Raw genomic sequence first — 24,748 nt, forward strand, 5'->3', positions numbered from 1 at the left:
GGCGTAAATAAATCTCCTTATATTTCTTATATTGGAATAAAGACTAAGTGTTCTCAAGCAGAGATTGGCGAATGTATGAACAAGGATTTTATTGAGCTAAGAAATTACATACAAGAACACCCAGACTTGAAAAGTGGGCAAGCATTTTCAATTTACCACCACTGGGATATTGTTAAGGGGTTAGTTGAATATACTGCTGCCATACCTGTATCGGATCCCCAAAATGTCGTATCTACGGGTTTTGTGCTTGGAGAAATTCCAGCTACAAAAACTTATACAATTAGACATATAGGGCCTTATGACTATGTGGGTAATGCTTGGAGTACCTTATACAACATGCAACAAAACAAAGAAATTAAATGTAACAAGCGTATTCATCCGTTCGAGGTTTACCTTAATGATCCTACAGACACCGCACCTGACAAACTCATTACTGAAGTTAACTTTCCATTAAAATAATTTACTTGTATAAAAATCAGACTAAAAATGATAATTTTAGCTATTAGATCAGATACCTAGCTACTTTTACATTAGGGGGGGGATTGGCTAATAATTCAGAAGAAAAATTTAATGATGACGAAGCCGTAATCAAGAAGTATAAATCCTTGATCAATAAGCTTATCCCTTTTCAGCAAGAAAACCGCTTATTAGAAGGGATCAATAAGTTTTCAAATGTATTGCCGAGTAAAATCAGAAATACCATTAAAGAGGAGGTTATCCGTCTTACAGCCCTAACCGACGCCTCAGCCGATAATTCAGAATTTGCGAAATTTCCAGTGGTGAAGTTTAAACACTTCGGCATTCCCATGTCATTGGATAAAATGGGTAAAGCAATACTCTTAAAAGAAACCAGTAGATTTGATGACCGCTATACCGTTGGTGTATTCGAAGCGGTCATGAATTCTGACCACTATCAATCTCATGTAAAACAAGAACAACAAAAGAAAATAACTAAAGCCTTCAAAGTTGAGTCTCAATCTTTTAAAGATATTGATTTTCAGGAAGATTTAGCTATTCGTCCAAATTTCACTGTGTATTGCTCTGAGTTTGAAAAAGGTAAAAACTGTCGGCTATCTGCCATATCTTTTAGTGGGATGACGGTTGAGACTAAACGCCAGCCCAATCTAAATGCTGAAGATACATCAAGAATGCTATTTACTTTGCCGCATGTTGCAATTTTAAATGAGGGTATAACAGAGATTGAATTTTCTATGTTGGATAGTAGCTTCAACAAAGATACTTCAGTGTTCGAAACTGAGTTTGTTTTCACTCCTGACATGCCCAAAAAACAACGGCAACGTTGGATGAATTACATTAAACATGTAATGAACCAGTTTCCCTTAGAAAGAGAATTAGAACTTGAACGGGCTTTACAAAACCTTGAACGAGATAGAATTTTTAGTAATAGTCCTTGGATTCCGGTTTTTTTAGGCGAAAAAGATGGCCATTTATCTCCTCTTTATGAATTAAGCACACCGAAAAATAAAGCATATAATGCACAATTTTCAGTAAGAGAGGATTTACCAACCGAACAAATATTCCAAAATCTCCTGAAAGAGCTGTCTGCATACCAAGAAACGTTTCTACTTATTGGCAGCATAGAAGGGAAAAACAACGATATTGACGTATCTATCACTCACAGGCAACTCGCAAAAACAGGCCTACTTAAACAGTTTATAGAGTTAGCCACACGATCTGATAAGTTACGCGTAATTCAATTTAGACTTAAGCGTATTGCCACTGAACATAAGCAAATTGCATTTGATATTCACGGACTGGCCCCTAGAGACAATCCCGAACTTGCCTCTCTTAGTCATGTTCTCTTCTGCAAAGACGTCACTGAGTGGGTAGGCAACCTTGAGGTGTCTAAGCCTGAACCGTTTAAACCATTTCCTCGTGGGATTATTAACACCCAAAAAAGCTGGCCTATTGAGATGGTCATGGAGTCAGCAGCTGATAGACGTGTTGAAACAAGATATAAAATGGATATACCGGCACAATGCAAAAGTGGAATATTTAGCCAAGCAGAAGCCACCTTAGATGACATGTCTATGAGTGGTTTAAAGTTAACTCTATCTGAACCCGCTAGTTTTACACTGGGTGATGAGATTAAAGTATCAATAAAACAATTAAAGTTACGTAATCAAAAGTATCAAGTCGTACATTATGATCAAAATAAAAAATTATTACGCCTAAAATTACCAGAAGAATTAATTAAGTCAGCTGGGGCACAAATACAGCAGTTATTTGATAATAATGCAAAATACTTTCTTTCACGAGATATCAGCCTACAACAAGGAAGTGTACACAGCTACTTATGGGAGCTAAGTATTCGTAATTTACCTTGTGCTTCTATTCTAGTTACCAACAATAGATTTACCATTGATAGGCTTAAAACAATCTATCATGAAGAAGATTGTTTTGATCTCAAACCCTTTTCCACTCTGGGTAACGAAGTTCCATTACATGGCTTTTTTGCAGACAAAGAAGCCACCGGGCCTAAATCAAGTCTACTTGACAAAATGCTACGCAATAAACAACGAGATGCGCACATAGTGCACGTAGTTAGAACAAACAACCAACGTATTATTTATGTAGACCAAAATGACTTCTTATTTGGCAAAGTTCGAAATCAAATAAGTCAGCATGTAGCAAAAAGTGCTGTGGAAGCCTGCGTCTCACATATTAGTGCCATGCGTTGCAACGATAAGCCAATTCCACTTAACAAAAAGCGCTTAGCGGAATTATCGAAAATTGATATTAACGCGTATAAGCAGCTGCAAAGTATGCAAAAAGGTTATACCCACGTGGTTTATCTGACTAATGTCTCAACGTTTCATAATGCTTTACTCAAATTTGGGATTTACCCAACCGAACCAGAGCAGTCTGAATAAGCTTCTCATTTAACAAACTTACTGGACTAGGGTTAAGCACCGACAAATTCAAACCTAGCTTGGTACTCCCCATTAACCATTACTTGTTCGGTAAACATACTTAAAGGCCTTACCCATAAACCTTGCTCGCCATACAAAGGGCTATATACCACTAATTCTGATTCATCTTCAGAATGACGTGCAACGCCTAATACTTCGTAGTCATTACCTTTGTAATGTCTATATTTTCCTATCTTTAAAGACATTGAATTTTCCTATGTGAATGATTGTTCTTTATTTAATTTGTACTTTTGCCAGAATATAATACCAATCTGCAATAAAATGATACTAAAGCTAGTCAGCAATAATCCATGCCAGTGAATCAGATTAAGAATGACTCCCGCACTTAAGGAAGCAAATGCTTGGAACCCAAAAACTAGAAACTCATTTAGTCCCTGAACCTTGAATTTTTCCTGTGGTTGATATGAATCCGATAACAATATGGTTCCACCTAAAAATAAAAAATTCCATCCTATCCCCAACAACACTAGTGATAACCAATAATTAACAAATTGGCCACCTGATAGAGCGATAAAAATCGTCGCTACATAAGCGGTCAACCCCAAGTAAATAACTCTATTTACGCCAATCCGACTAATGAGCCAACCACTAAATAATGAAGGGAAAAACATTGCGAAGATATGACTTTGAATAACCCACTTCGTATCTTCTAATGAATGTGACTCTATTACGTGCATATGTACAGGCGTAGCAGTCATAATAAAACTCATTAAAGCATAACCCACTACTGAAGCTGATACTGCCAGGATGAAACTAGGTTGTTGTACAATTTTTGCTAAATCGCGACCTGTATTACTTTCTTGCTGCTTTATAATATGAGTATTTTTAACTAAAACTAATAACAGACTGCTCGTAAAAAGTACAAACGCCATCAGGTAAAAAGCTCCTACAAAATTTACAGTATGAAATTTATTTCCAATTAGAACCAATTCTGGACCTAGAATCGCGGCGACAAGTCCGCCTAACATTACAGTTGAAGCAGCTTTTGGGGCAAGCTTAGGGCTAACCGATTCCATTGCAGCAAACCGAACCTGTTGCACACAGGCCATCACCATTCCCAACATAAAGGAACCAAACATCAAACCGTTAAAACTTTGTTTATCTACAAAACTCGCAATAAACAAACTATCTACCGCTCCCAACCCCACGGCAAAAATGAGCACGGGTTTACGGCCAAAGTACTGCATTAAACGTGTAGCAGGCAAAACACCAATGGCGGTACCTACAATCATCATAGCTAATGGCATAGTGGCTAATTTGGGATCAGGGGCTAAAAGTGCACCCAATACTCCACCTGCTAAAATAAACATAGTTGCGGCACTCATAGCCAGGGATTGTATTAGTGTTAACAACCAGATATTGGCAGGCATTTAATCAACTTATCTGTATAAAAAGAATGTACCTACTATAACTAAAAGCGGCGCAAATTAAGTGCCAAATTAACCTTATTAACAGACATGACTTAAAATGAAAAATTAAGCTGCTGGTGAGTTTCTCTATTAAGCAAGCCCACATGCAACCCCACTAAACGAATTCCTCTACTTGCCTGCCTAGTTAGGCCTTCATTTAACAACTCAAAAAAGTAAGCTTTGTCTAATTTTTGAAACTTATGCTCCACAGTCGTTTGCTGAAAGTCTGCAAATTTCAATTTAATACCTTGGCTTTGAATTATTAGATCGGGGCTGACGCTCTCTAATCTTTGTTTCAGTTTTGGATACAGAGCTTCTATCATTGCTTCGCAATCCTTAGCACTATAGATATCATCGGCCATTGTGCGCTCTACACCAACAGATTTACGTTGCCTAGAAAGGGATAACTCTCGAGTATCTTCACCATGGGCACGAGACCAAATAATGGGGCCAAATTTACCAAATCGTTTAACCAGCGCTTCAAATGGAAACTCTCGAACGTCGTTACAGGTATATAATCCCATGTCGTTCAGCTTAGACAATGTCACCTTGCCTACCCCTGGAATTTTCCCCAATGGTAACTGCTTAACAAAACCGTCGAGTTTGTCAGGAGTAATCACACAAATACCATTTGGTTTATTTTCGTCACTGGCTATTTTTGCCACAAACTTACAAGGCGCAACCCCAGCAGAAGCGGTTAATTGGGTTTCATTAAATATGGCTTGGCGAATGTCTTCGGCGATCAGGGTAGCGCTGCCTGCAAACAGCTCACACTCGGTAACATCAAGATATGCTTCATCTAATGAAAGGGGTTCTATTTTATCTGTGTAGCGATGAAAGATTTCACGAATTTGAGCTGAGATTTTGCTATACAAATCCATTCGACCTGGCGCTAAAACCAAATCAGGACATAACTTTAAAGCATGTGCAGTGGCCATAGCCGAACGTACACCAAATTTCCTTGCTAGATAATTACAGGTTGAAATAACCCCTCTTCGGTCACTGCTCCCACCAATTGCTAGAGGTACATTACGATAATCCGGATTATCACGCATTTCCACAGCAGCATAATAACAATCCATATCTATATGGATAATTTTACGAGCCATATTTGGCACCCACAACACTGTACAAAAAAACAGTATCGTAGCAAAAGAAAAAATAGATTACTACTAAATAATCGCTACAACATGCTCTCCAATTAAAAGACCAATCAATTATTCCAAATATGGAAAAGTAATTCATAAATATAACACTAATTTTGCAATAAGAACTACTTTAAGATTTTCTGCCATGAAGATTTAACTAACACTTAGGAGCATACAATGAAAAAAATTCTGGTTATTACATTTTCCAGCTTACTTTCACTAATGAGTTACCTCACCCACGCAGGAAATAAAAACATGAATATTGAAGAAGTATTGAGCACTTACGAACAAGCATTAAATGCTTCCGATACCAGTCAAATTATGCAGTTATATAGTAAAAGTCCTGTATTTATGCCGCAACATGCCCCTGCTCAAGAAGGCCGAACAGCGATTGAGGGGGCTTACAATTATGTATTTAGTAATATTAAGTTAAACGTAAAATTCACCACTTATGAAATAGAAGTGTTAGGGGATACAGCCTGGGCCCGCACAAGCTCAGCAGGTAAAACCAAAGTATTAGCTAATAACGCCATAATTGAAGAAGGTAATAATGAGTTATTTGTGTTCAAAATGGAGAACGGCGAATGGAAAATTCATCGTTACTTATTTGCAACAACCACTCCAGCTAAATAAATATAAAAATGGAAAATAGTAAATGAAAGCAATAGTAATAAACGAGGCAGGTGGACCTAGCAATCTAACCCTCCAGAATATAGCAGAGCCTACCGCAACAGAAGGAAGTGTTAAAATAAGAGTCAAGGCTTTTGGCTTAAATAGGGTTGAAAGTTATTTTAGAAGCGGCCTATACGGAACCCTTTCTGAGCCGAGGATTCCAGGAATAGAAGCGGTGGGAGAAATAGTCATAGATAGCAGCGGTACATTCGCTGAAGGACAAAAAGTGTTCACCGCTATGGGAGGCCTAATGATGGCCCGTGATGGTAGTTACGCAGAATATGTCACAGCGCCATTAAGCCATGTACAAGCGGTTGATGCTGACATTAGCTGGCAAGACCTAGCAACCTTACCAGAAGCTTACCTAACGGTTTGGGGATCATTAAGTAAAACATTGCAACTAAAAGCGGGAGAAACACTACTAGTTCGTGGTGGTACTTCGTCTATAGGTTTAGCTGCCATTACATATGCAAAATTCCTTGGTGCACAAGTATTTGCTACCACTAGGCAAAAGGCAAACAAACAACGCTTATTCGATATAGGCGCAGATAAGGTATTTGTCGACGATGGCCAAATTACGCAGCAAGTGCGAGCAGAAAAACCAGAAGGGGTTGATAAGGTAATTGAAGTAGTGGGCGCCTCTACACTTATAGACTCATTAAAAACCGTTCGCCACTGGGGTGAGGTAAACGTGGTTGGATTATTAGGCGGAGCGCCTGTTTTGGAAAGCTTTGGTCTAATGTCAGACTTGCCAAATACGGTTAAGCTGAGTTTTTTCTCGACCGGTTTGTTAGGTTCAGAACATATGCCATTTTCTGAATCCCCCATCAATGAATTAGCTCACAAACTGGTAAAAGGAGAATTACCATCACTGCTGAGTAAATCATTTGATTTCGAAGACATTCAAGCTGCCCATGAATTTATGGAAAGCAATAAAGGTCTAGGTAAATTGGTCGTCACACTTTAATAGAGCAGGAAATATACAACGTGAATTATTTACATTTGATTGCAAGAATTTTACTGGCTTTAATATTTGTGTTATCCGGTTTAGATAAAATTAGCAACTTTGAAGCGACGCAAGGATATATGAGCGCAATGGGCGTACCTTCATTCCTATTAGTACCTACCATTCTCTTAGAAGTAGTAGGCGGATTAGCTATTATTATTGGCTTTAAAACGCAATTAGTGGCTGCAGCCATGACGTTTTTTTGCATAATTAGCGCAGTGCTATTTCATAATAACTTAGCCGACCAAATGCAGTTCATCATGTTCATGAAAAACATTTCTATGGCCGGTGGTTTTTTATTATTAGTTGCTTCATCTAAAACAATGCTATCTATCGATAACTTGCTAGCGAATAAAAAATAGATCAAACCTTTCATAGTAAGCAGTTAACTAGAAGTAGTTAACTGCATTTTTCACACAAAAATCAATGTAAACTTTGGATATTTTTGATATTTGTTTACGGGACGGATAAACCAAGTTTATACGATACAAAGGCATAGGAAAGTCTGGCAACACTTCTATTAACTGTCCATTATCTAACCAATGTTTGGCCAAAAATGGTGGTAGCTCTGTGATAGCTTTGTGATTCAGCGCAATATTACGCATGTGTAAATAGTCGTTCGCCCGAGTATTAGTTTTTAAACTAACTTTATTATTGCCAAGAACCCAATTTATATTATTCTGCTTTTTGTACCAAGAAACGCAAGGAAAATTTATTAAGTCTGAGGGAGTTTTGGGACTACCAAATTTTTCAATGTATACAGCAGAAGCGACAAGCTTATGACGATATTGGTGGACCTCCCTAGCAATAGCTGACAAGTTGTCCACTTCCCCCACCCTAAGGGCGACATCCACTCCATCTTCAATAAAAGAGATTTTCCTTTCACTAACAAACACCTCAACCTCAACATTTTTGTATCGAGTCTGAAAATCTCTCAGTAAGTCCCACCAAGGTTCAAAGTGAGGTGGTGCAGACAACCTCAGTACACCACTAACTTCAGTTTCTCTATGCTCTAAAGCAAGCTTACCTGCTTCAAATTCATCAATACCTCGACTGGCGTATTCAAATAAAAGTACACCAGAATCAGTCATCCTTAACTTACGAGTAGAACGTTCTAATAACCTTAAGTTAAGGCTTTTCTCCAGTTCACTAATACGCCGACTAACCGTGGCGACGGGTACATTTGTTTCTTGGGCAGCAGCAGTAAAACTACCTTTTTGAACCACTTTTACAAATAAATTGAGAGAATTTAAATTCATCACTGTTGTTAACACCGACCCATATAAAGTTTAAAGAATTTGGTTTTGTTTCCATTCTTTAAGCTTTTGCTCTCTAGCTAGCTCTTTTTCCAACCGGGCTTTCTTTCGATCACATGGCTCTGGGCAATCACAGGCTTTATCAACACCTAAAGCACCTAGTCCACCACAGCTTCCGGCAATAGATTTTTTCTGAAATATGTATCCAATCGCCATGGCAGCCACCACAACTAAGAAAAAAACAAACGCCAAAATAAAAGTACTCAAACTAATTTCCCCCCATATACTGACTATTCATGAATAGTCACAATCTTTTCAAACTTAGGGCTAGTATACTCATTAAACCCTTCCTTTTCTTTGCTAATCAATAGAACGGCCAAATCGTGCTTTTCTGACAACTCAATTGCTTTTTCTTTACCCATTACATTCAACGCGGTTGCCAAGCCATCTGCGGTCATAGAAGAGGGATGAATAACGGTCACAGACACTAGGTTATGCTTAATAGGGTATCCGGTTTCTGGGTTAATTAAATGAGAGTAACGTACGCCATCTTCTTCATAATAGTTACGATAGTCACCGGATGTAGCTACAGCATTATTGCCAACACTGATAATTTTTTGAATGCTACGAGAATAGCTTTCAGGTTTTTCTATGGCAATGGCCCAAGGCTTACCAGATAGTTTCTTACCAGAAACTCGCATTTCTCCACCCACTTCTACTAAAAAATTATGAATATCATAAGATATCAGTATGTCAGCTAACCTATCTACGCCATACCCTTTGGCTATTGTCGACAAGTCCACATATAAGTATGGCTGTAATTTAGTCGCGCTGGATGATTGTAAGCTAAATTTATCCAGCCCTATTTTAGATTTGATATCAGCAATCAGCTCTGGAGTCGGAATTTTTTCAGGTTTGTTTTGTGGACCAAATCCCCAAACGTTAACCAAAGGTCCAACAGTTACGTCTAAGACCCCATCACTCATTTCACCAAGACGTTTTGCTTCTTTCATCACAAATAAGGTTTCTGATGATAACAAAAACGGTTCTGAACTCTGCCATTTATTGAAACGGCTCAATTCTGAATCTGGAATATAGGTGGACATAAGTTGATTGATAGCCACTAATTCAGCATCTAGCTGAAGTTTTAACTCTTTAGCTGTAACCGCTGCAGAAGGAGCATATTTAACATTGTAAACCGTTCCCATTGTTGGGCCGGTAAGATGAACTTCCGAAGCTTGTTTTGAACAAGCAAACAACACACATAAAAAAACCGCACATAACATAGCGGGTTTAAAACGAGATAATATAAATTTCATAACTTTAATAAATCCAAAAGAAAAGGGGCATTAAGCCCCTTTAAAATTTTTAACGCTCGAAGGCTTTATTATCCGCCGAAATCATCCAACATGATGTTTTCGTCTTCAACGCCAAGCTCTTTCAGCATATTGATTACTGCAGCATTCATCATAGGAGGACCACACATATAGAACTCACAATCTTCTGGAGCTGGGTGATCTTTCAGATAATTTTCTAACAATACGTTATGAATAAACCCTGTATCACCTTCCCAGTTATCTTCTGGTTGCGGATCCGACAAGGCAACATGCCAAGTAAAGTTGTCATTCTCTTTTTGTAACATGTCGAAGTCTTCAACATAAAACATTTCGCGAAGTGAACGAGCACCGTACCAGAATGTCATCTTACGAGTAGACTTAATTCGACGTAGTTGGTCAAAGATGTGTGAACGCATTGGCGCCATACCTGCACCACCACCAACAAATACCATTTCTGCATCAGTTTCTTTAGCAAAGAACTCACCGAAAGGGCCAGAGATAGTTGCTTTGTCACCTTCTTTAAGGCTCCAAATATACGATGACATTTTACCAGCAGGTAAAGACAAGTTGTTTGGCGGCGGCGAAGCTACACGCACGTTCAACATAATGATGCCTTCTTCTTCTGGGTAGTTAGCCATTGAATATGCACGAATTGTTTCGTCGTCCACTTTTGATTCAATATTAAAGAAGCCAAAACGCTCCCAATCACCACGGTATTCTTCAGGAACATCGAAATCTTTGTATTTAACATGATGAGGTGGAGCTTCGATTTGAATATAACCACCGGCACGGAAAGGTACACTTTCACCGTTAGGAATACGTAAAACAAGCTCTTTGATGAAAGTAGCTTTGTTATCGTTAGAAATAACTTCACATTCCCACTTTTTAACACCGAAGATTTCTTCTTCTAACTCAATGTTCATGTCTTGTTTAATTGCAACTTGGCAAGATAAACGACAACCATGTTTGGCTTCTTTTTTACTGATGTGATCTAACTCAGTAGGTAATAGCTCTCCACCACCTTCTTTGATATCAACACGACACTGGCCACAAGTTCCGCCACCACCACAAGCTGAAGAAACAAATATACCCGCGTTAGCTAACGCACCTAATAGTTTGTCGCCCGGTTGTGCAGTAATTGAGTCTTGGCTACCATCATTAATGGTGATAGTCACTTCACCATCTGGTACTAATTTAGATTTAGCAAACATGATGATAAACACTAACGCTAATACGATAGTGATAAACATGCCTACGCCGAGATAAATTTCATTTGAATTCATTAAAATACTCCCAGACCGCTTAAAGCGACACGCCAGTAAATGATTGGAAACCCAGAGCCATCAAACCTGCGATCATAAATACCGATCCCAAACCTCTGATACCCTCTGGCATGTCAGCATATTTCAGCTTTTCACGAACAGCAGCAAGTAAAGTAATGGCTATTGCCCACCCTAACCCACTACCGATACCGTAAACAATACTCTCGGTAAAGTTGTACTCACGTTGCACCGCAAATGCCACCCCACCAAAAATCGCACAGTTTACAGTGATTAGCGGCAAGAAAACGCCTAGTGCGTTATACAGTGCAGGGAAAAACTTATCCAAGGTCATTTCTAGAATTTGTACTAACGCAGCGATGACACCAATGAAGGTTAAAAAGCTCAAAAAGCTTAAATCTGCGTTAGGAAAACCAGCCCAAGCAAGTGCACCAGGAGCAAGGATATTGACAAAGATAATTTGGTTAACAGGTACTGAAATACCTAACACCACAATTACCGCCACACCTAAACCCATGGATGTTTTAACTTTCTTAGACACAGCTAAGAAAGTACACATGCCTAAGAATAATGAAAGCGCCATGTTTTCAATGAAAACAGACTTAATAAAAATACTTAAATAATGTTCCATGAATTACTCCTTCGGCTCAACTTGTGCTGGGCGAATTGTACGTATCGCCCAAATCAATCCACCAATAAGGAAGAATGAACTGAAAGGTAAAATCAGAAGACCATTACCTTGATACCAACCACCATTTTGAACTAATTCAAATACAGGGAAGCCTAAAATAGTGCCGAAACCAAATAACTCTTTAATAGTACCGATCACGACCAATACCATTGAATAACCTAAGCCATTACCGATACCGTCCAAAAAGGACATGAAAGGTGGACTTTTCATGGCATAAGCTTCTGCACGGCCCATAACAATACAGTTAGTAATGATAAGTCCTACGAATACCGAAAGCTGTTTGGATATTTCGTATGAATAAGCTTTAAGGATTTGGTCAACTACGATTACTAACGACGCAATAATCGTCATTTGAATAATAATCCTTACACTTGATGGAATCTGTGTACGGATTAATGAGATAAATAAATTTGAGAATGCACATACAGCCGTTAATGCCAATGACATAACAAGTGCAGTTTCTAATTTAGTCGTGATAGCGAGTGCTGAACACACGCCAAGTATTTGCAAAGCAATTGGGTTATTGTCCAGAACCGGTCCTAACAATACCTTTTTCATTTCTTTTACGTCAGCCATTGTATGAACCCCTTACGATTTCCAAGTCTGATTTTTCAAGTAAGGGCCGTAGCCATTCTTACCTAACCAATAAGACAAAGTATTCTGAACACCATTACTAGTTAGCGTAGCACCGGATAAAGCATCAACTGCATATGGATCAGATGGATTTGCATTCTTCTTAACTTGAATAGCGACTTCACCTTGATCAAACAATTGTTTGTCATTCCATTTAGCTTTCCAGCTTGGGTTTTGCACTTCGCCACCTAACCCAGGAGTTTCTTTGTGTTGATAATAAATCAATTCACGAACTGTATTGCCATCAGCATCAATCGCTAAGAATCCATACATTAAATCCCAAAGACCACTGCCATGTACTGGTAAAATGATACGCGAAACGTTTCCAGCATCATCTTTTACAATATAGATACTAGCGATACTTGCACGTTGTTGAAATCCAACATTGCTTCCAGTTACCTTGACTGTGTATGCAGGCTGTTTTGCAGCTTTGTACATGTCGTAGTTATCAGCTGGCTTTTCTACATATTGACCAGTCGCTAAATCGATGAACTTCTCTTCTATATATTTGTTGAAGGTGCCCGCGATGTCGCCGGCAGCTACAGCACTCAAACCGGCCGCTTCAACTATATTAGATTGTTTATCTAAAGCTGCGTTTGTCTCTTGCATAGAACGCAAACCAACAGCGGCACTAGATACAATAATTGAACATACTAAACATACGGCAACTACTACACCTACTGTTTTACCTAGTGTTTCTTTATTAGCCGACACGAGCATTCCTCCGTTTAATATTGCTTTGAGCAACAAAATAGTCAAACAAAGGTGCCCATAAGTTAGCGAACAAAATTGCCAACATCATACCCTCTGGGAATGCAGGGTTAATTACACGCACCATGACACACATGACACCAATCATTATGCCGTAAGCCCACTTACCTTGATTTGTAAATGAAGCAGAAACTGGATCCGTTGCCATAAAGAACATACCAAAGGCAAATCCGCCGGTCACTAAATGCCAATACCATGGCATAGCAAACATTGCATTAGTATCGCTGCCAACTAGGTTTAATAATGTACTTAACGCAGCACCACCTAATAAAACACCTAGAACAATTCGCCAGGAAGCAATTCGCATATAGATTAAGAATAACCCACCAAGTGCAATCGCAAGAGTAGACACTTCACCTACCGAACCTTGGATGTTACCGAAGAAAGCGTTCCACCAATCAGCGTTCAAACTCCAATCAGTGATGCTTCCAGATGCAGCTTGACTCAATGCTGTTGCACCAGAATAACCATCTGCAGCTACCCATATGGCGTCACCCGAAATTTGCGCAGGATAAGCAAAGTACAAAAATGCTCGGCCTGATAAGGCTGGGTTTAAGAAGTTACGGCCAGTACCACCAAATATTTCTTTAGCGATAACCACACCAAAAGTAATACCTAATGCAGCTTGCCATAATGGAATAGTGGCAGGCAGTGTAAGGGCGAATAATACTGAAGTTACAAAGAAACCTTCGTTAATTTCATGTTTACGTACGGAAGCAAATAATACTTCCCAGAATCCACCTACAGCAAACACTGTTGCATAAATAGGTACGTAGAAACATGCTCCGTAGAACATCAATCCTAGCCATCCTGTATCGGCGTTTAACGAACCACCTAAGGCGTCGAATAAACCAGCTTGCCAAAACGCAGTGACGGTATCGGCCCATACAGCTCCACCAACAATTGCACCTTGAGCTTGTACGCCTACATTGTACATGCCATAGAACATAGCTGGGAATGTTGCCATCCAAACCATGATCATAATACGTTTTAAATCGATACTATCTTTTACGTGAGTAGTCGATTTATTAACGGTTCCAGGGGTATAAAAAATTGTCGCCGCTGCTTCATACAAGGCATACCATTTTTCATACTTACCACCCGCTTCAAAATCGGGTTCAATTTTTTCTAAAAATGCTTTTAAGCCCATGATTAACCCTCTTTCTCAATCTGGTCTAAACATTCACGCAAGACTGGACCATAGTTATATTTACCAGGGCAAACATACGTACATAAAGCCAAATCTTCTTCGTCTAGTTCCAAGCAACCTAAACTTTGCGCACCGTCACTATCACCAGAAAGTAAATCTCTAAGTAATAGGGTTGGCAAAATATCTAATGGCATAATGCGCTCATAGTTGCCGATTGGCACCATTGAACGGTCTGAACCATTAGTGGTAGTTGTCATACTGAACAGTTTCTTAGGACTCAAATGCCCTAGATAAGCTCGAGTAATGGAATGTTGGTTTACACCAGGTTTAATCCAACCAAATAGTTCTTTTTCGCGGCCTTCGCGTAAAACTGAAACTTGATTGTGGAAACGCCCCAAATAACCATGAACGCCCTGTGCATTGGTACCTTGTAATACCGAACCAGATAACACACGTAAATCACCGTCATTCACTTCATTTGCAGTCAACTCGGCAAGATCAGCACCTAACAAAGTGCGAATCAAACGAGGATTTTTCACCTCTGGGCCACCAAGAGCAACAACCTTACGATTGTCTAACTCACCGGTAGTAAACAAACTACCAATAGCTAAAACATCTTGATATCCAACATGCCAAACAATTTTGTTTGCTCCAGCTGAATCTAAGAAGTGAATATGAGTTCCAACTAGGCCTGCTGGATGACATCCAGCAAATTCGTTCACCTCAACGGTAGCACTTCCAGTTGCAATATCAGCTCCTGGTGCTTTGTTAACGTAAACTTTACCATCCGTCAAACGACTCAGAACTTGTAAGCCATTAGCAAAATCCTCGTTACGTTCAGCAATCACTACTTGAGGATCTGCCGCCAATGGATTGGTATCCATTACGCTTACAAAAATTGAACTTGGTTTGGAATCTAACGCTGGAGCTTTACTATATGGACGCGTTCTAATCGCCGTCCACATACCAGAATTAACTAAATTTTCTTGAACTTTAGCAGCATCCAATGAAGCTAGTTCAGCACTGCTAAATTTAGCAAATACTTCACTTTCTTCACCATCAAGTTGAATAACAACCGATTGCAAAACACGTTTTGCACCACGGTTAACTTCAACTACATTACCCGCAGCAGGAGCAGTAAACGTAACACCAGGATTCTTTTTATCTACAAAAAGAACTTGGCCTTTCTTTACCTTGTCTCCAACTTGGACATGCATGGTCGGACGCATACCGACATATTCTTCACCCAAAACAGCCACTCTAGTGACAGAGTTTCCATCTTGAATACTTTGTTGTGGTGATCCCTTTATGGGAAGATCTAACCCTTTCGTGATTTTTATCATACGCAATAGCACTACTCTAAATTAATACACAGCACCATTAGGCTCTTTAAGATGTTTTTAATGTTTCCATTTAAAAACCTAATGGTGATGAGTATTTTATGCCCGTTTAAGCTTGTTTAAATTTATCCGCTGCAACAACTTGCGGCATTTATGAAATGCCTTAAGCCCTATTTTAAATGTGTGTTAAACCTAATTAGCCACACATAATCAATTTTGCTTGAGCTTAGCCTCGGAATTTTAGCATTAACCGCCCCCGATCTTCCACGCAAATTATTGTTTAAACACCTTTTTTGTAAGGTTTTTAGATATTTTTCTACAAAAACCCCTTAGAAAGGTAGACTAATTTTCGAAAATAAAAAAACCGCCTTAAAAGGCGGTTTATTTTTAATCAACTTTTAAACGGGTTTACCAATCAGCCAAAGTATCTAAATCAGCTTCATAATCCACACCAGACACATCAAAACCAAATAACTTCAAAAATTCATGATGATAACCAGCATAATCACTTAGCTCATGGAAATTTTCTTGCGACACTTGATCCCACAAGGCTTTAATTTTAGCCTGAGTTGCATCGTTAGTTTCTTTACCATTCATGTACAAACGGCCATGTTCATCAACCGTAGGTTGTCCTTGATTTAATTTTTCATTAAACAAGTCATAAATTTGCTCAATACATCCTTGATGTGTGCCTTCTTCCTTCATCACTTTATATATAAGTGAAATATACAAAGGCATAACAGGAATAGCCGAACTAGCTTGAGTAACCAAGGCTTTTAGCGAAGATACGTAAGCCTGAACATTTTTACTGGCTTTTGTTTTAACGATTGCCGCTGCAGCTCGATCTAAATCTTCCTTTGCTTTACCGATAGTCGCTTGTCCATATATTGGCCAAGTTAACTCTTTGCCTACATAGGTATACGCTGTGGTTTTACAGTTATCCGCAAGCAAATCAGCTTGGTCAAGGGCTTCTAACCATAATTCCCAATCTTCGCCACCCATTACTTTAATCGTATTTTGAATTTCTTCTTCGTTAGCTGGCTCTAAACTAATCTCATGTACTTTGTCTTTGTCAGTATCATAAGTCTTAGTGGTATAAGCTTGGCCAACAGGTTTCAAAGTCGACTTAAACACTTCACCCGTTTCAGGATCTGTTCTACGAGGTGAGGCTAAGCTATAAATAATTAAATCTACTTTACCCATATCAGCTTTAAGCGTATCGATAACTTGTTGCTTCATCTCTTTAGAAAAAGCGTCACCATTTAAGGTTTTTGCATACAAGCCCGCTTCTTCAGCTTTAGCATGAAATCCAGCGGTGTTATACCAACCCGCGGTACCTGTTTTACGCTCTGTCGGTTCTTTTTCAAAACAAACACCTAATGTTTTAGCGCCCCCACCAAAGGCAGAAACAATTCGTGAGGCTAAGCCGTAACCCGTTGAACAACCTAATACCAATACATTTTTAGCCGTATTAGGCACTTCACCTTGAGCTTTTACATAATCAATTTGTTGTTGAACGCTTGCCGCACAGCCAACTGGATGAGCATTTGTACAGATAAAGCCTCTGATTTTGGGCTTGATTACCATGAGATATTCCTATTCGAAAAATTGTTTATATTGTAGAGGCAGAGTTCAAATTAACAAATCTGAACAGCTAACCTCTTTAAATCTATTTATTTACGGTTTATGTACTAATTTTGCGCTGAACGATTTTTGTAATATTCATGTTCAGATATTTGATGGTACTGACTGACTTTGCTTTGGAAGGCAGAGTAGGACTCATAAACTTTCTTAAAGGTAGCATCTGCAGCTGACTGCTCTTGCATCACTTCATTTGAGGCTTTTTTCAGGGCTTTCATTACATCTGCAGGCAGGGCTCGCATATCAACATTATGGGTGTCTTTTAAAGATTGCATAGCAGTATTATTTCGAGCGGTATACTCATCTAACATATCTTGGTTAACGGCTCGCGTTGCGACTTCAACTATTGCTTGTAAATCTTCTGGTAAAGATTCAAACGCTTTTTGATTAACGATAAATTCTAAAACAGGACCTGGTTCATGCCAACCAGAGTAGTAATAGTAATCCGCCGCTTTATATAAACCGAACGCTAAGTCATTGTATGGGCCAACCCACTCGGTTGCATCTATAGCGCCAGACTGTAAAGAAGTAAACAATTCACCACCAGTTAGTGCGACGGGAATACCTCCAAGCTTTTTGAATACTTCCCCTCCTAAACCAGGGATGCGCATTTTTAAACCTTGGATATCTTCAATACTGCTTATTTCTTTTTTGAACCATCCTGCCATTTGCACACCTGTGTTACCACCAGCAAAAGGAATCAATCCAAAAGGTTCATACACTTCACGCCACAACTCCATTCCTCCACCATAATGCAACCACGCATTGGTTTCTTGAGCGTTCATACCAAAAGGAATAGTAGTGAAAATTTGTGCTGCAGCGGCTTTGCCTTTCCAATAATAAGCCCCAGAATGACCCATCTGCACTGTCCCTTGAGACACGGCATCAAACACTTCAAAGCCAGGTACTAATTCACCGGCACCATACACTTTCACAGTCAAACGTCCACCGGACATTTTTTCAACGTATTTAGAAAACGTTTCTGGGGCACGGCCCAAACCAGGAAAGTTTTTAGGCCAAGAGGTTACCATTTTCCATTGATAACTTGTTTGTTCTTGAACGGCTGTATCCGTTGCTGTTTTGTCTTGTCCACAGGCCAATAAAAAAATGGAAATAAGTGAAAAAATAAAGGATTTGAAAACACGTCCTTGCAATACATTTAACATAAAATTTTAACCATATAAGTATTCAGGTAACCAAGTAATTAAATTAGGCCATATTGCCATGGCGATTAACAGCATAATTTGAATCAGAATAAACGGGAGTACACCTTTGTATATTTCAGTTGTCTTCACGGTAGCTGGTGCTACACCCCGTAAATAAAACAACGCAAAACCAAAAGGTGGTGTAAGGAAAGAAGTTTGTAGGTTTACAGCTATCATAATGCCTAACCAAATAGGATCTATACCCATTGCTAATAAAACAGGAGCAACTAAGGGTACAACGACGAATGTAATTTCAATAAAGTCTAAGATGAAACCTAAGACAAAAATAACTGCCATGACCAACAAAACAGCTGTAAATACTCCTCCCGGCAAACTATTAAACAATTGTTCGATTAACTCTTCACCGCCATAACCACGAAAAACCAATGAAAATATTGAGGCGCCAATTAAAATTAAAAACACCATAGAAGTGACTTTAGTTGTATTTAACATCACTTCTTTTAACTTACTTAAACTTAATTGTTTTTGCAGTAGTGCCAGCACTAACGCCCCCGTTGCGCCAACCCCTGCAGCTTCAGTTGGCGTAGCAAAGCCAGCTAAAATAGCGCCAAGGACTAAAAAGATTAAGATTAGTGGTGGTAACAAAGCATTGAGTAATGAAGCTAGTGACACATTTGTGGATTGGGGAGCAACTTTAGGCACTTTATGAGGTTGAAACCATGTCACCATCACCACATACAATAAATACAAAGAAACCAGAATCATACCCGGTACAATTGCCCCGACAAACAAATCGCCAACAGACACTGATTCAGGTGAAAAGATCCCCATATTCAATTGCGCTTTTTGGTAAGCGCTAGACAAAACATCACCTAACAACACCAGTGCAATAGAGGGTGGAATAATTTGTCCTAACGTACCTGTTGCACAAATACTGCCTGTAGCAAAACTTGGGGCATATCCTTGCTTTAACATAGTAGGTAAAGACAACAACCCCATAGTCACAACTGTCGCCCCAACAATACCCGTACTGGCGGCTAACAAAGCTCCCACTAAAATCACCGAAATAGCCAAACCACCTCGGTATTGGCCAAACAACTGGGTCATGGCATTCAATAGATTTTCTGCGACTTTAGATTTTTCTAATACCACACCCATAAATACAAATAATGGCACTGCGATAAGTGTTTGGTTGGTGACTATTCCGTATAGACGGCTTGGCAAAGCGTGTAAATAGGCACTTTCAAAGCCACCAGTTAAAACGCCTACACCCGCGAAAATTAATGCTGTTCCCGCTAAGGAATAAGCAACGGGAAAACCAAATAACAAAACAACACAAACCACAACAAACATTAATAAAGAAATATATTCCATTATCCTTGCTCCACTTCAATATGCTGCGGACGCTTAATGATCAGTATATTGCGGACGAGTTCGGCGGCACCTTGTAGAATCATGCTAATAGTAAAGAGTAAAATGAGCGTTTTTAGTATAAAGACTAAGGGCAATCCACCTGCTTGTGGAGATGACTCGAAAATTTCCCATGATTTCATTACGTAGTCGTAACTGAGTACTAAAATAAAAATATTGACTGGCATTAACAGCAATAAGGTCCCTAAAGCATCTACCCATGCTTTTTTTACAACACTCATTTGGCGATAAAAAATATCCACTCGCACATGCTCATTCACTTTAAGCGTGTGAGCTGCACCTAATAAAAATACTGTGGCATGCAAGTACATTACAGATTCCTGCATCGCAATCCAGCCAAGATTAAAGCCATAACGAAGTACAACTATCAGAAATGTCACCAAAACCATAAATAGAGTGAACCAACTGACAAGTTTACACAGTGATTGGTGAATCGAATCAACTTTATTTTGCAAATTTAAAAAGACATTTGAAGGGGTCATAAACGGGAATATTGGGTTCTTATTTTAGTGACGGTTTAGCTGTAACGCGTAAACAGTTCAACAAATAATGTTATTAATATGTGATTTTTAACAAAAATAACTAAAAATTGAAAGAACAGGGCTGTTATAAGTAATTAGCTTTAGCCGTAAAAAGGCCAAAGCTAATAAAGTGCCGCTGATAATCGAAGTATTCGTTTATTGCTTTGAACCACCTAAACAATTAGGTGATGTAGGGAATTCACCAAAAAGTTTTTGCCATTCACTTTCTGTATAAGTGTGTAATGCCAAAGCATGAATATCATTTTGAAGTTCGTCTTTCAGCACAGCGTTAACGGCTCGATGCCGATTGATCAAGCGTTCACCAGAAAACTCTGGAGTGACTATGACCACTTTAAAATGGCTTTCTGATCCTTCTGGTACATTGTGCATAAAACTTTCGTTAATAACTTCCAGATGTTCAGGCTTAAAATGAGATAAGAGTTTGTTTTCTATATTATTTTGAATATTCATATGTGTCCCTCTTTAGTGCTTAATGCGTTTAATCGAATTAACCAAGCATAACTTCAGAGAAATATTTTATTGATATTATTAGTCTATTTCTAAACTAACTTTAGCCATAAAAAGAGTGAAGCGTAACTAAGTTTTGCATTAACTTTAGTAAAATGAAGTTAACCTATTGAGCACTAGTTATATATTTTTAAGCACCTACTTTACCATTTTTTATAACGTTAAGGATTAAAAAACTGTATTTATCTTTATAGATCTGAAGGTTAGATTAATCCTTTTCTCAAACTTTTTTTTACTCTTGGCCACTGCATGTTGCCAATATTGTTGAGTATTTCCTTGCATCACTAATAAACTACCAGATGCTAATGCCACTCTAGATTTGAGACCTTGTTGGTTATGATAAAAATCTAAATTGCGGGTTTCACCAAAACTTAAAGATGCTATGACCGGGTTATGGCCTAACTCTTTTTCATCATCAGCGTGACGGCCTACACCATCATTTCCATCTCGATATAAGTTGGCTAATACAGAATTAAAGTGAGTCTGGGTTTTTTCTTCACAAAGATATTTTAAGTCTAATAACTCTTGTGTCCATTGTTGTGGCTGCATTGTCATCCCTGAATATTGATAGGCCGCTTCGTTATCTCCATACCAAGCTTGAAGTCTAGGGACATCAAATGTTTTTCCGTACAAGGTAATTTGTTCTTTACGCCAAGCCAATGTTTGCAAAAGCGTTTGCATGAACTGGCTTGCTTTGTGTGAGTCTATAAAATTGGGATAATAAATCACGTCCGCATCGGGCATATTCAATTTGACTGGCGTGTTATCATTGTCACTATCAAACAAATCTTGTTGCATAAATGAAATTAACGTACTCAATTGAGGCTTATGAATACTAGTTTAACCTTATTAGATCGCGAATTGCAGTTACTCAGGTACCCGCAAAATTTACAGCATCCAAGTTGGCAGGCTTGGGATGCCGCTGATGAATATTTAATTGAACACGTAGAACAAAATATCTCAGATATCGCTCAGCTAAATATTCGTATCTATAACGATGACTTTGGTGCACTCGCCTGTTGGTTTGCCACCTCAAAACCTGCTTTAATTAGTGACTCCTATGTGGCACAACAAGCTTGCCAACAAAATCTACAACAAAATCAGTTAACGATAGATCCAAGCCATATTTTTGATTCGGTAAATATTCCCAGTTCAATGGTTGATTTAGTGTTAATCAAGGTACCAAAAACCACAGCATTGTTAGAACAACAGCTCATTGATTTACAAGCGTACGTTACATCCAGTACTGTGGTAGTGGCAGCAGGTAAAGCCAATTTAATTCAAAAGTCGACCCAAGCTCTATTTGATAAATACCTAGGCCCGTGTCATACCTCGTTAGCCAAGAAGAAATCTCGACTCATTTTTTGCCAACCGACAGGTGATAAATCTCATACTAGCCCTTATCCAACTATTTGGCATACAGACAAACCTAGATTCGAAATCAGCAACTTAGCCAATGTATTTGCCCGTCAGCAACTGGATATTGGTGCACGATTTATGTTGCAACACTTCAGTAAGTTCCCTGCGTTAGAAAATAAAACCGTATTGGATTTAGGTTGTGGTAATGGCGTGTTAGGTTTGCATTTACTGGCTAAAAATCCAAACACCAAACTGATATTTGTTGACGAATCTCATATGGCTGTGACATCGGCCAAACATAATATTCAGCGCAACTTACCCGATGTTGTCAACAACTGTGAGTTTATCGTCGATAACTGCCTAGACAATTTTGCTCAAAAATCGGCGAGCAAAGAAGTGGACTTGGTCATGTGTAATCCACCTTTTCATCAACAAAACACCATCACTGACCATATTGCATGGCAAATGTTTAAAGATTCAAAAGCTTGTCTAGCAAAAGGAGGGCAACTTTTTGTCATTGGAAACCGACATCTTGATTACCCAGCCAAACTAAAAAGATTATTCGGTAATGTTTCTGTGGTTGCAAGAGACAAAAAATTCAGTATTTTATCAGCAACTAAATAATAAGGATTATTCATGCCTAGAAAATCAATTATCCAATTTATCGTCATTCTTTGTTTATGTTTTACTGCCAGTAGTTCCGCCAAACCTAAAGATGATGGCTCACAGATTCAAGCGGATAACTTTTACCCTAGAGTGAAAATGGTCACCAGTATGGGTGACATAATTGTAGAGTTAGATCGCGCCAAAGCACCGATTACAGTCAACAATTTTTTACGTTATGTGAGCAAACGCAGTTACGAAAACACCATATTTCACCGCATTATTCCGGACTTTGTGGTTCAAGGTGGTGGGTACGATACCGATTTTATTAAAAAGCCCGCTTTTGCGGCAATCTATAACGAATCGGGCAACGGTCTAAAAAATAAGATGTACAACCTAACCATGGCCCGAGAAAACGATCCACACACAGCGACTCGTCAGTTCTTTTTTAATATGAACAACAATGATGGTTTAGATCCAGGAAGAGACTGGGGATACAGCGTATTTGGTTCAGTACAAGAAGGATATGAAGTGTTAGACAAAATGGTTGAAGTAAAAACTGACTTTGATCCAAAATACGGTTGGCCAGATGTTCCGGTAGAACAAGTCATTTTGATCAAAGTAGTGATACTGCCGCCAATTTAACATGTCCCATTGGATATTATACCAATCTCGTATAAATGCGTTAAGCCCTCATAACCTGTTAGCTGCAAAGTCTCTTTGTGGCTAAACCCCAATTTTTTAAGAAGTCCGATAGACCTGTCATTTTCAACAGACGTGATTGCTAATATTTTAGTCATTTTTTTACGACCGAAGGCATCTTCTAAAACACTATGTGCAGCTTCGTAGGCAAATCCTTGATGACGATAATTAGGTAAAAAAGCGAAACCTAAATCAGGCTCCGTCAACTCAGGGCGTTTAAGCAATCCACACAAGCCCATTAAATCACCACTCAGTGACTCGACTACCAAAAGCCCGACACCGTGCTCTTGATACATTTTTTGTGGCCCGTTCTTTATATAATCAATAGCGTCTTGTTGAGTGTGGATACCTTTATCACCAATATAAGTTAACCATTGCGGATCGTTCACAAGGCGCAGAATAAATGCGGCATCATTTATACTAACAGTCCTGAGTAACAAACGCCCTGTTGTGAGGTTTTGCATTTATCTACAATAAACTTAAGTGTTGCACGATAACCATGATCACTAACAAAAGATGAGGATAGGCTACAGTTGGTTTTAACGACTGTTTTATATATTCAGCAATTAGCCCTACAGCACCTTTACGAGACTGAGCCCATGCTGAATTAAACTGCATGCCCTGAACTGGCTTTTCAGTTACCTCAGAAGAAGATAGCCCGCTTTCGATAACCTCCAATCTTTCACCAATTCGTGCTTGAAACGTTTTCCAGATGCCATCTTGCAGCCAAACTAGCGCACAAATAAATAATGACCAGCAACCGATATTCAAAACAAACAGCAAATAACAAGTCAAAGTGATATTGAACAACTTGATAAGCAGTGAATACTTTTCATATTCATCAAACTGAGTTTGTAAAATTGACCATTCTTTTTGTAACACACTCAATTGTTGCTCAGACATGTTTTAAATATACCTAGTTACATGAAACAAACTCTATCCTATTGATTTTATTTTACATTATATATGTTACACTTTTAATGTTTTTTTCAATAAATTATTGTCTTTATTTCTGTTTAATACTTTATTTGGTCGGTGATAAAAACAAGTGGTATTGGTTGGGTTTTCATAGGCCGAGCTGCTTCTTTGCGCCATTTGCAGCTGTTGATCAAAAGTTCTCTAACAGGCTGCTGTTAGCCTATCAACAGTT

Annotated in this window: 27 protein-coding genes; 7 read left to right on the plus strand and 20 right to left on the minus strand. The window is 38.8% G+C overall.

Annotated elements, in window-relative coordinates; all coding sequences use genetic code 11:
• Positions 1 to 459, plus strand: a 459-nt coding sequence (locus ACSHXM_RS08660; RefSeq protein ID WP_435688358.1) for a GyrI-like domain-containing protein, incomplete at its 5' end; no start/stop codon positions are given.
• 83 nt (positions 460 to 542) lie between these two features.
• A complete protein-coding gene (locus ACSHXM_RS08665) occupies positions 543 to 2,894 on the plus strand; it encodes a PilZ domain-containing protein (RefSeq protein WP_435688359.1) in 2,352 nt (783 codons plus the stop codon).
• A gap of 32 nt (positions 2,895 to 2,926) precedes the next feature.
• Here the strand turns inward: ACSHXM_RS08665 and ACSHXM_RS08670 are convergent, their stop codons facing one another.
• From ACSHXM_RS08670 to dinB, 3 genes are all read right to left on the minus strand, one after another.
• Positions 2,927 to 3,139, minus strand: coding sequence for a DUF1653 domain-containing protein (locus tag ACSHXM_RS08670; RefSeq protein WP_435688360.1), 213 nt, complete (start codon positions 3,137 to 3,139; stop codon positions 2,927 to 2,929).
• A gap of 9 nt (positions 3,140 to 3,148) precedes the next feature.
• Entirely contained in the window at positions 3,149 to 4,324 is a 1,176-nt protein-coding gene (locus ACSHXM_RS08675; RefSeq protein WP_435688361.1) for an MFS transporter, read from the minus strand.
• A 92-nt stretch (positions 4,325 to 4,416) separates the two neighbouring features.
• Positions 4,417 to 5,472: a DNA polymerase IV gene (dinB, locus tag ACSHXM_RS08680; protein WP_435688362.1), complete on the minus strand. Its 1,056-nt coding sequence runs from the start codon at positions 5,470 to 5,472 to the stop codon at positions 4,417 to 4,419.
• Positions 5,473 to 5,688: 216 nt separating this feature from the next.
• Between dinB and ACSHXM_RS08685 the strand changes: the two genes are divergently transcribed.
• The 3 genes from ACSHXM_RS08685 to ACSHXM_RS08695 are packed head-to-tail and all read left to right on the plus strand — an operon-like array spanning position 5,689 to position 7,551.
• Positions 5,689 to 6,144 carry a YybH family protein gene (locus ACSHXM_RS08685; RefSeq protein ID WP_435688363.1) on the plus strand — a complete coding sequence of 152 codons (456 nt, stop codon included), beginning with the start codon at positions 5,689 to 5,691 and terminating at the stop codon, positions 6,142 to 6,144.
• Between the two features lie 22 nt (positions 6,145 to 6,166).
• The gene (locus ACSHXM_RS08690; protein WP_435688364.1) at positions 6,167 to 7,150 is read left to right on the plus strand and encodes a zinc-binding dehydrogenase; all 984 of its coding nucleotides are present in this window, start codon (positions 6,167 to 6,169) and stop codon (positions 7,148 to 7,150) included.
• A 20-nt stretch (positions 7,151 to 7,170) separates the two neighbouring features.
• Entirely contained in the window at positions 7,171 to 7,551 is a 381-nt protein-coding gene (locus ACSHXM_RS08695; protein ID WP_435688365.1) for a DoxX family protein, read from the plus strand.
• Between the two features lie 27 nt (positions 7,552 to 7,578).
• Here ACSHXM_RS08695 and ACSHXM_RS08700 read toward each other — a convergent pair whose 3' ends face one another.
• From ACSHXM_RS08700 to ACSHXM_RS08770, 15 genes are all read right to left on the minus strand, one after another.
• Positions 7,579 to 8,448, minus strand: coding sequence for a LysR family transcriptional regulator (locus tag ACSHXM_RS08700; protein WP_435688366.1), 870 nt, complete (start codon positions 8,446 to 8,448; stop codon positions 7,579 to 7,581).
• 30 nt (positions 8,449 to 8,478) lie between these two features.
• Positions 8,479 to 8,712: a (Na+)-NQR maturation NqrM gene (gene nqrM, locus ACSHXM_RS08705; protein ID WP_435688367.1), complete on the minus strand. Its 234-nt coding sequence runs from the start codon at positions 8,710 to 8,712 to the stop codon at positions 8,479 to 8,481.
• 23 nt (positions 8,713 to 8,735) lie between these two features.
• Positions 8,736 to 9,764, minus strand: a complete 1,029-nt coding sequence (locus tag ACSHXM_RS08710; protein ID WP_435688368.1) for an FAD:protein FMN transferase — start codon at positions 9,762 to 9,764, stop codon at positions 8,736 to 8,738.
• A 68-nt stretch (positions 9,765 to 9,832) separates the two neighbouring features.
• Positions 9,833 to 11,065 carry an NADH:ubiquinone reductase (Na(+)-transporting) subunit F gene (gene nqrF, locus ACSHXM_RS08715; protein ID WP_435688369.1) on the minus strand — a complete coding sequence of 411 codons (1,233 nt, stop codon included), beginning with the start codon at positions 11,063 to 11,065 and terminating at the stop codon, positions 9,833 to 9,835.
• 19 nt (positions 11,066 to 11,084) lie between these two features.
• Positions 11,085 to 11,693, minus strand: coding sequence for an NADH:ubiquinone reductase (Na(+)-transporting) subunit E (nqrE, locus tag ACSHXM_RS08720; protein ID WP_435688370.1), 609 nt, complete (start codon positions 11,691 to 11,693; stop codon positions 11,085 to 11,087).
• 3 nt (positions 11,694 to 11,696) lie between these two features.
• Positions 11,697 to 12,329 carry an NADH:ubiquinone reductase (Na(+)-transporting) subunit D gene (locus ACSHXM_RS08725; RefSeq protein ID WP_435688371.1) on the minus strand — a complete coding sequence of 211 codons (633 nt, stop codon included), beginning with the start codon at positions 12,327 to 12,329 and terminating at the stop codon, positions 11,697 to 11,699.
• 12 nt (positions 12,330 to 12,341) lie between these two features.
• Positions 12,342 to 13,100 carry a Na(+)-translocating NADH-quinone reductase subunit C gene (locus ACSHXM_RS08730; protein ID WP_435688372.1) on the minus strand — a complete coding sequence of 253 codons (759 nt, stop codon included), beginning with the start codon at positions 13,098 to 13,100 and terminating at the stop codon, positions 12,342 to 12,344.
• The gene (locus ACSHXM_RS08735; RefSeq protein ID WP_435688373.1) at positions 13,090 to 14,307 is read right to left on the minus strand and encodes an NADH:ubiquinone reductase (Na(+)-transporting) subunit B; all 1,218 of its coding nucleotides are present in this window, start codon (positions 14,305 to 14,307) and stop codon (positions 13,090 to 13,092) included. Before ACSHXM_RS08735 ends, ACSHXM_RS08730 begins: the two co-directional genes overlap by 11 nt.
• A gap of 2 nt (positions 14,308 to 14,309) precedes the next feature.
• Positions 14,310 to 15,650 (minus strand): Na(+)-translocating NADH-quinone reductase subunit A, encoded by a 1,341-nt coding sequence (locus ACSHXM_RS08740; protein ID WP_435688374.1) that lies wholly within the window; start codon positions 15,648 to 15,650, stop codon positions 14,310 to 14,312.
• A 405-nt stretch (positions 15,651 to 16,055) separates the two neighbouring features.
• The gene (fabV, locus tag ACSHXM_RS08745; protein WP_435688375.1) at positions 16,056 to 17,234 is read right to left on the minus strand and encodes an enoyl-ACP reductase FabV; all 1,179 of its coding nucleotides are present in this window, start codon (positions 17,232 to 17,234) and stop codon (positions 16,056 to 16,058) included.
• A 104-nt stretch (positions 17,235 to 17,338) separates the two neighbouring features.
• Positions 17,339 to 18,454, minus strand: coding sequence for a TRAP transporter substrate-binding protein (locus tag ACSHXM_RS08750; RefSeq protein ID WP_435688376.1), 1,116 nt, complete (start codon positions 18,452 to 18,454; stop codon positions 17,339 to 17,341).
• Between the two features lie 6 nt (positions 18,455 to 18,460).
• On the minus strand, positions 18,461 to 19,828 hold the full coding sequence (locus ACSHXM_RS08755) for a TRAP transporter large permease (protein WP_435688377.1): 1,368 nt from the start codon (positions 19,826 to 19,828) through the stop codon (positions 18,461 to 18,463).
• On the minus strand, positions 19,828 to 20,367 hold the full coding sequence (locus ACSHXM_RS08760; protein WP_435688378.1) for a TRAP transporter small permease subunit: 540 nt from the start codon (positions 20,365 to 20,367) through the stop codon (positions 19,828 to 19,830). The genes ACSHXM_RS08755 and ACSHXM_RS08760 overlap by 1 nt, the downstream gene beginning before the upstream one ends.
• A gap of 195 nt (positions 20,368 to 20,562) precedes the next feature.
• Positions 20,563 to 20,877: a transcriptional regulator BolA gene (bolA, locus tag ACSHXM_RS08765; protein ID WP_435688379.1), complete on the minus strand. Its 315-nt coding sequence runs from the start codon at positions 20,875 to 20,877 to the stop codon at positions 20,563 to 20,565.
• Between the two features lie 225 nt (positions 20,878 to 21,102).
• Entirely contained in the window at positions 21,103 to 21,753 is a 651-nt protein-coding gene (locus tag ACSHXM_RS08770) for an alpha-ketoglutarate-dependent dioxygenase AlkB family protein (RefSeq protein ID WP_435688380.1), read from the minus strand.
• A 9-nt stretch (positions 21,754 to 21,762) separates the two neighbouring features.
• Here ACSHXM_RS08770 and ACSHXM_RS08775 point away from each other — a divergent pair, with 9 nt between their 5' ends.
• Positions 21,763 to 22,917 carry a methyltransferase gene (locus tag ACSHXM_RS08775; RefSeq protein ID WP_435688381.1) on the plus strand — a complete coding sequence of 385 codons (1,155 nt, stop codon included), beginning with the start codon at positions 21,763 to 21,765 and terminating at the stop codon, positions 22,915 to 22,917.
• A gap of 12 nt (positions 22,918 to 22,929) precedes the next feature.
• Positions 22,930 to 23,541 carry a peptidylprolyl isomerase gene (locus ACSHXM_RS08780; RefSeq protein ID WP_435688382.1) on the plus strand — a complete coding sequence of 204 codons (612 nt, stop codon included), beginning with the start codon at positions 22,930 to 22,932 and terminating at the stop codon, positions 23,539 to 23,541.
• Here the strand turns inward: ACSHXM_RS08780 and ACSHXM_RS08785 are convergent.
• Positions 23,538 to 24,062 carry a GNAT family N-acetyltransferase gene (locus tag ACSHXM_RS08785; protein ID WP_435688383.1) on the minus strand — a complete coding sequence of 175 codons (525 nt, stop codon included), beginning with the start codon at positions 24,060 to 24,062 and terminating at the stop codon, positions 23,538 to 23,540. The two genes, ACSHXM_RS08780 and ACSHXM_RS08785, sit on opposite strands and share 4 nt — an antisense overlap.
• A gap of 4 nt (positions 24,063 to 24,066) precedes the next feature.
• Positions 24,067 to 24,501 carry a hypothetical protein gene (locus ACSHXM_RS08790; RefSeq protein WP_435688384.1) on the minus strand — a complete coding sequence of 145 codons (435 nt, stop codon included), beginning with the start codon at positions 24,499 to 24,501 and terminating at the stop codon, positions 24,067 to 24,069.
• Between the last annotated feature and the right edge of the window lie 247 nt (positions 24,502 to 24,748).

The organism is Paraglaciecola sp. (genome assembly GCF_051252315.1).
Classification (GTDB): domain Bacteria; phylum Pseudomonadota; class Gammaproteobacteria; order Enterobacterales; family Alteromonadaceae; genus Paraglaciecola.

Excerpts from the sequence above, each read along its gene's own strand:
- ACSHXM_RS08670 (WP_435688360.1), bottom strand. The coding sequence starts at position 3,139 with ATGTCTTTAAAGATAGGAAAATATAGACATTACAAAGGTAATGACTAC.
- ACSHXM_RS08675 (WP_435688361.1), bottom strand. The coding sequence starts at position 4,324 with ATGCCTGCCAATATCTGGTTGTTAACACTAATACAATCCCTGGCTATG.
- dinB (WP_435688362.1), bottom strand. The coding sequence starts at position 5,472 with ATGGCTCGTAAAATTATCCATATAGATATGGATTGTTATTATGCTGCT.
- ACSHXM_RS08685 (WP_435688363.1), top strand. The coding sequence starts at position 5,689 with ATGAAAAAAATTCTGGTTATTACATTTTCCAGCTTACTTTCACTAATG.
- ACSHXM_RS08690 (WP_435688364.1), top strand. The coding sequence starts at position 6,167 with ATGAAAGCAATAGTAATAAACGAGGCAGGTGGACCTAGCAATCTAACC.
- ACSHXM_RS08700 (WP_435688366.1), bottom strand. The coding sequence starts at position 8,448 with ATGAATTTAAATTCTCTCAATTTATTTGTAAAAGTGGTTCAAAAAGGT.
- ACSHXM_RS08710 (WP_435688368.1), bottom strand. The coding sequence starts at position 9,764 with ATGAAATTTATATTATCTCGTTTTAAACCCGCTATGTTATGTGCGGTT.
- nqrF (WP_435688369.1), bottom strand. The coding sequence starts at position 11,065 with ATGAATTCAAATGAAATTTATCTCGGCGTAGGCATGTTTATCACTATC.
- nqrE (WP_435688370.1), bottom strand. The coding sequence starts at position 11,693 with ATGGAACATTATTTAAGTATTTTTATTAAGTCTGTTTTCATTGAAAAC.
- ACSHXM_RS08725 (WP_435688371.1), bottom strand. The coding sequence starts at position 12,329 with ATGGCTGACGTAAAAGAAATGAAAAAGGTATTGTTAGGACCGGTTCTG.
- ACSHXM_RS08735 (WP_435688373.1), bottom strand. The coding sequence starts at position 14,307 with ATGGGCTTAAAAGCATTTTTAGAAAAAATTGAACCCGATTTTGAAGCG.
- ACSHXM_RS08740 (WP_435688374.1), bottom strand. The coding sequence starts at position 15,650 with ATGATAAAAATCACGAAAGGGTTAGATCTTCCCATAAAGGGATCACCA.
- fabV (WP_435688375.1), bottom strand. The coding sequence starts at position 17,234 with ATGGTAATCAAGCCCAAAATCAGAGGCTTTATCTGTACAAATGCTCAT.
- ACSHXM_RS08750 (WP_435688376.1), bottom strand. The coding sequence starts at position 18,454 with ATGTTAAATGTATTGCAAGGACGTGTTTTCAAATCCTTTATTTTTTCA.
- ACSHXM_RS08755 (WP_435688377.1), bottom strand. The coding sequence starts at position 19,828 with ATGGAATATATTTCTTTATTAATGTTTGTTGTGGTTTGTGTTGTTTTG.
- ACSHXM_RS08760 (WP_435688378.1), bottom strand. The coding sequence starts at position 20,367 with ATGACCCCTTCAAATGTCTTTTTAAATTTGCAAAATAAAGTTGATTCG.
- bolA (WP_435688379.1), bottom strand. The coding sequence starts at position 20,877 with ATGAATATTCAAAATAATATAGAAAACAAACTCTTATCTCATTTTAAG.
- ACSHXM_RS08775 (WP_435688381.1), top strand. The coding sequence starts at position 21,763 with ATGAATACTAGTTTAACCTTATTAGATCGCGAATTGCAGTTACTCAGG.
- ACSHXM_RS08780 (WP_435688382.1), top strand. The coding sequence starts at position 22,930 with ATGCCTAGAAAATCAATTATCCAATTTATCGTCATTCTTTGTTTATGT.
- ACSHXM_RS08785 (WP_435688383.1), bottom strand. The coding sequence starts at position 24,062 with ATGCAAAACCTCACAACAGGGCGTTTGTTACTCAGGACTGTTAGTATA.
- ACSHXM_RS08790 (WP_435688384.1), bottom strand. The coding sequence starts at position 24,501 with ATGTCTGAGCAACAATTGAGTGTGTTACAAAAAGAATGGTCAATTTTA.